At 66.7% G+C, this 4,723-nt stretch carries 6 protein-coding genes; 4 read left to right on the forward strand and 2 right to left on the reverse strand.

Annotated elements, in window-relative coordinates; translation table 11 throughout:
• From JXA24_01475 to lipB, 3 genes are all read left to right on the forward strand, one after another.
• A partial coding sequence (locus tag JXA24_01475; GenBank protein MBN1282428.1) for a hypothetical protein occupies positions 1–436 on the forward strand: 436 nt, incomplete at its 5' end.
• Positions 437–455: 19 nt separating this feature from the next.
• Positions 456–1,034 carry a CDP-alcohol phosphatidyltransferase family protein gene (locus JXA24_01480; protein ID MBN1282429.1) on the forward strand — a complete coding sequence of 193 codons (579 nt, stop codon included), beginning with the start codon at positions 456–458 and terminating at the stop codon, positions 1,032–1,034.
• Entirely contained in the window at positions 1,031–1,702 is a 672-nt protein-coding gene (lipB, locus tag JXA24_01485; GenBank protein ID MBN1282430.1) for a lipoyl(octanoyl) transferase LipB, read from the forward strand. The genes JXA24_01480 and lipB overlap by 4 nt, the downstream gene beginning before the upstream one ends.
• Here the strand turns inward: lipB and JXA24_01490 are convergent.
• Together JXA24_01490 and JXA24_01495 are read right to left on the reverse strand one after the other, a co-directional pair.
• Positions 1,699–1,914, reverse strand: a complete 216-nt coding sequence (locus JXA24_01490; GenBank protein MBN1282431.1) for a hypothetical protein — start codon at positions 1,912–1,914, stop codon at positions 1,699–1,701. The genes lipB and JXA24_01490 overlap by 4 nt on opposite strands.
• A 71-nt stretch (positions 1,915–1,985) precedes the next feature.
• Positions 1,986–2,879 (reverse strand): diadenylate cyclase, encoded by an 894-nt coding sequence (locus JXA24_01495; protein ID MBN1282432.1) that lies wholly within the window; start codon positions 2,877–2,879, stop codon positions 1,986–1,988.
• Positions 2,880–2,970: 91 nt separating this feature from the next.
• Here JXA24_01495 and JXA24_01500 point away from each other — a divergent pair, with 91 nt between their 5' ends.
• Positions 2,971–4,614, forward strand: coding sequence for a thioredoxin family protein (locus JXA24_01500; GenBank protein ID MBN1282433.1), 1,644 nt, complete (start codon positions 2,971–2,973; stop codon positions 4,612–4,614).
• Positions 4,615–4,723 lie beyond the last annotated feature (109 nt).

The following is a 4,723-nucleotide window of genomic DNA, read 5'->3' on the forward strand; positions in this document are numbered from 1 at the left end:
CGAGGAGGCGGTCGCGCGCGCGGCGGTCGTCGACCGGGTGCTCGCCGAGCTCGACATGGCCGGGACCCCGCGGGTCGAGGCGGTGAACAAGTGCGACCTGCCCGGCGGGCGCTACAGGGGCGACGGGGAGGAGATACGGATCTCGGCCCTTACGGGCGAGGGGCTGACCGCTCTCCTCAAGAGGCTCGACCGGATCCTGTCCGCGGAGTTCCGGAAGGCCACTCTCCTCATCCCCATGGGGAGGGGGGAGGTGCTCTCGGAGCTCTACAGGGTGGGGCGCGTGGACAGCGTGCGCTACCTGGCGAAGGGGATCAGGGTGGAGCTCAGGCTCCACGAGAAGCACTACGGCCGCTACCGCGAGTTCGCGGCCAGAGGGGCAAGGCGCGGCAGGGGCGTTTCCTCTGGAAATCCCCGGCGCGATGATGTAACAGAGTAGGCTGCGAAAGAAGGGGACGATGGTCACGCCGGCGGACATGCTCACGATTCTCAGGCTGGTGCTCACGCCGGTGTTCCTGGCCCTGTTCGCGGCCGGCCTCCACGGCTGGGCGATCGCCTGCTTTTCAGTGGCGGGCGCCACCGACCTCGTCGACGGCACGGTCGCCAGGCTCACCGGCAGGCCTTCGAAGCTAGGGGCGCTTCTCGACCCTCTCGCCGACAAGGCGCTCATCCAGACCTGCTTCATATCGCTCGCCGTGGTCGGGATCCTCCCGCTGTGGTTCGTGCTTTTGGCGCTGGCCCGCGACGCGATGATCATCTCGGGCATCGCCTACCTCACCCGATCGAAGGTCGAGATACCCATCAGGGCGCTCATCATCTCCAAGATAGCCACCTTCTGCATGCTCCTTGTGGCTGTGACCGGGCTTGTGATCCGCATGAGCCCGGCCGCTGTCTTCATCGGCCGGCCGCTCCAACTGTGGCTCATCTGGGGCATCGTGATCACCGCCGCGCTGCTCCTCATAAGCGGCGTGAAGTACCTCATGATAGGGTTCGACATACTCCGCAACCGCAGCATCCGCGAAGAGCGCTTCAGATGATATCCGGACAGGGCAGAGTCGAGTGGCGGGACCTGGGCAGGGTCCGGTACGCAAAGGCCTGGCGGATGCAGGAGGATCTGCGCCGCGAGCGCCGGGCCGGCCGCATCCCCGACCGTCTGCTCCTGCTCGAGCACGATCCGGTCATCACGCAGGGGCGCAGGGGGATCGCCTCGGACGTCCTCTCCGGCGCCGATGCGCTGGCGGCCGAGGGGATTGAGCTCGTTGTCACCAACCGCGGGGGCAGGGCGACCTACCACGGCCCGGGGCAGCTGGTCGGCTACTTCATCTTCGACCTCGCAAAGGCGCGGCTGGGCGTGAGGGAGTTCGTGCGCATGGTCGAGGAGATGCTGATTGGGACCGTGGGCGAGTTCGGGATCAGGGCCGAAAGGGATGAGGGGCACCCTGGGATCTGGGCCGGGGGCGAGAAGCTCGCGGCCATAGGGCTCAACGTCTCGCACGGCGTCACCCAGCACGGCTTCGCGCTGAACGCGGGCTGCGATCTTTCCCCGTACCGCCACATCGTGGCGTGCGGCATAAGCGACCGCGGGGTCACCACGATGGAGCGGCTGCTCGACAGGCCGGTCGGGATGGACGAGCTCAAGCGGGCGGCTGTGGGGGCCGCGGCCGCGGTCTTCGGTCGCGATATGGTCGAGTGGGACGGGCGCTAGCCCGAGGTGAACGTGAGGCTCTCGTCAGCGGCCGCGTCTTGGGCCGGCTCCTGGTAGACCTCGACGAGCTCGCCCCTGGCCTCGTCGTCGGGCAGCGACTTGAGGTGATCCTCGTAGTCCTTGCGTTTGACCCTGCCGTCCCTGAGCTCCATGTCGATCAGCCTCAGGTCGAACTTCACGTCAGTGCTTTCGATCAGCTCTTTCCTCGCCATGTCGTCTCTGCTCCGCGCGCGGGCCGTATCGCCCGCTGAAATTTCAGTTGTTTGCCCGGGGGTCCTCTGCGTCACTTCTTCGACGGGGCTTTCTCGATGTGCATTATTATCTTGCCGTCCCTGAAGATCCTCACGTCTCCGGAGGACTCGGATATAACAAAGGCGAGCGCGCGGGTCAAGGATGTGATTCCCGCCGCGGCTATGTGGCGGCTCCCGAGGCCGCGGGGGAGCTGCGACTCGTCGGTCGCCGCCCCGAGGTAGCGCCCCGACGCGAGCACGGTCCCGTCGTCCGCGATGACGAAGGCGCCGTCCATCGCCGCGAACTCGCGCATCGTCTCCTTCATCGACGAGGTGAGGAGGTTGCGCTCCTCCTCCTCGTATCCGCGGAACGGGTTCATTATCATCTGCTTCGAGAGCTGCATCACCTTCTCGTGGTCGCCCACCACGAAGATGGTGCCTATGGGTTTGCCCTCGCGGCCGGTCTCGGCCAGCTCGATGGCGAGGTTGAGGACCGCCTGGAAGAGCTCGGGCTGGACCGTCTCGGAGATCTTGCCCACGCTGCGGCCCGCTATTATCTCCGACTCCTTCGAGGTGTCGACCGACTGGATGAGGTCGAGCGGGCCGGAGTCGGCGGGCCCCACGGCGAAGACGATCTTATCGCCCGGCTTCACCAGCTCCTGCGAGAGGGCCAGCGTCGTGCCTATCTTTATGAGCGAGATCCTCGTCAGCGCGATCCGCGGGAGCGTCAGCACCGCGTTCGCCCTGGAGGCGAGGGTGCCCCTGGCCTCCTCGCCGCTCTCCATCTTCCTCTTTCTCGAGAGGAGGATCACCTTGCGCCTCTTGGGGATCGGCTCGCTCCATTCCATGTCGTCGAGAGGATCGGCGTGGACCACGACCGCCGAGGCGCCGACCCTTGCGGCGATTTTGAAGGCGGTCTTGAGGAAGAGGGCGTTGTCGCTGTTCATCGGAACAACAATTACATTAACGGCGCCCATACTTCAAGGGCAAAGGCCGCGCGATTGACCTCGTTTTTCAGCTCATGTACTATGCCGGGCCATGCGAAACCTCTCGCGACTGTCGGCGGCGGTTCTGGCGCTGCTTTTGGCGGCAACGGCCCACTCTGCGATCGACGCGGCTGAGCCGTTCAGGGTCGTGCCCGGTTCGGAGGGGGGGAGCGTTCATGCCGGCGACGACTTCGAGTTCACGATGACCGTGACAGTGCCGGAGGGATACTATCTCTACGCGAGGGAGACCGACGTGGACTTCGCGAGCCTCGAGGGGCTCATGGTCAGGGAGGTCCTGTACCCCGAGCCGGCGACCAGGCACGATCCTTTTCTCGACAGGGAGGTCGAAGTCTACGGCAGCGACCTCAGGATCAGGATAAAGGGGGAGGCGCCCGAAGGGCTCGCCCCGGGGGTGCGCGAGCTGACCGCAGTGGTCTCCTTCAGGGGGTGCTCCCCGACCCTCTGCTTTCGGCCCGACGAGCGCGAGGTGGCCTTCAGCGTAGAGGTCGTTCCTGCCCGGTCCGCGGCCCCGGGAGCGCGGGGGGCAGACAAGGCCGGGGCGGAGGCGAGGCGGCCCGCGTCGATCTCCGAGAGGCTGGGACTTCGGCAGCTGTTCGCGGTGAGGGACTTCTCGGTCATCCTCGACAGGGGAGTTCTGTTCACCGTTCTCGTGGTCTTCCTCGCGGGGCTTTTCACCTCGCTGACCCCGTGCGTGTGGCCGGTGATACCGGCGGTCCTCATCTTCGTGGGGGTCCATCCCCACAGGCGTCTCCAGCACAACCTCCTTTCCGCGGCCCTGCTGGTCGCGGGGCTCGTGCTCACGTACTCGGCGCTCGGCCTCGGGGCCGTGGCGCTCGGCCGCAACCTCGGCTTCCTCTATCAGCAGCGCTGGTTTCTCGCCCTGGTGGTGATGTTCTTCCTGGCCATGAGCCTCGCCATGCTCGGGGCGTTCGACGTGCGCATCCCCCGAAGGCTCCATGAGAGGATCCACCGCCTCGGCGGTCGGGGTTACCGCGGTGCGCTCCTGGCCGGCATGGGCCTCGGGCTCGTCGCGTCGCCCTGCTCGGGTCCTGTGCTGGCTGCGCTCCTCGGCTACGTCGCACTCGAGGGGAGCTATCTCAAGGGGTTCTCGCTTCTGGTCGTCTTCGGCGGGGGCATGGGCCTGATCATGGCGCTGATGGGCGCGTTCTACGGCGAGCTCGCCGGGAGGCTGAAGGGCGGCACCTGGATGCTCTGGATCAGGCGCGCGCTCGGCGTCATGCTCCTCTTCCCGGCCGCGTTCTACATGGGGAGCCTGCTCGGCTGGAGCGCCGGCAGCTTCGCTCCCTCCTACAGGCCGGGGATAGAGTGGATGACCGAGGAGGCGGGGGCCCTTGCCGAGGCGCGGCGAACGGCGAGGCCGGTGATGATCGAGTTCACCGCCGACTGGTGCCCCCCATGCCGTGCGCTCGAGCGCAGGTTCTACAGCCGCCCCGAGATCGTGGAGCTCTCGGGGAAGATGGTCCCCCTGCGCGTGGACGCCACCTCGGAGACGCCCGAGGTGCGCAGGCTGATAGGGAAGTACGGGGTGCTCGGCTGGCCCTCGATCGTCTTCCTCTCCCCCTCGGGCGCGCCGTACGACGACCTCAAGGTCTGCGACTACAGCCCCACCTGCGTCGAGGAGGCCATGCGCGAGGCGATCGACCGCTCGAGATAGGATGTTGACTAGTTGCGCACATGGGCTAAAAGGCCGGACATGGAGAAGATAATAAGGTCGCTGCTGGAGAGGCTCGGCGAGGACCCCGAGCGCGAGGGGCTGCGCCGCA

Source organism: Pseudomonadota bacterium (assembly GCA_016927275.1).
Taxonomy (GTDB): domain Bacteria; phylum UBA10199; class UBA10199; order 2-02-FULL-44-16; family JAAZCA01; genus JAFGMW01.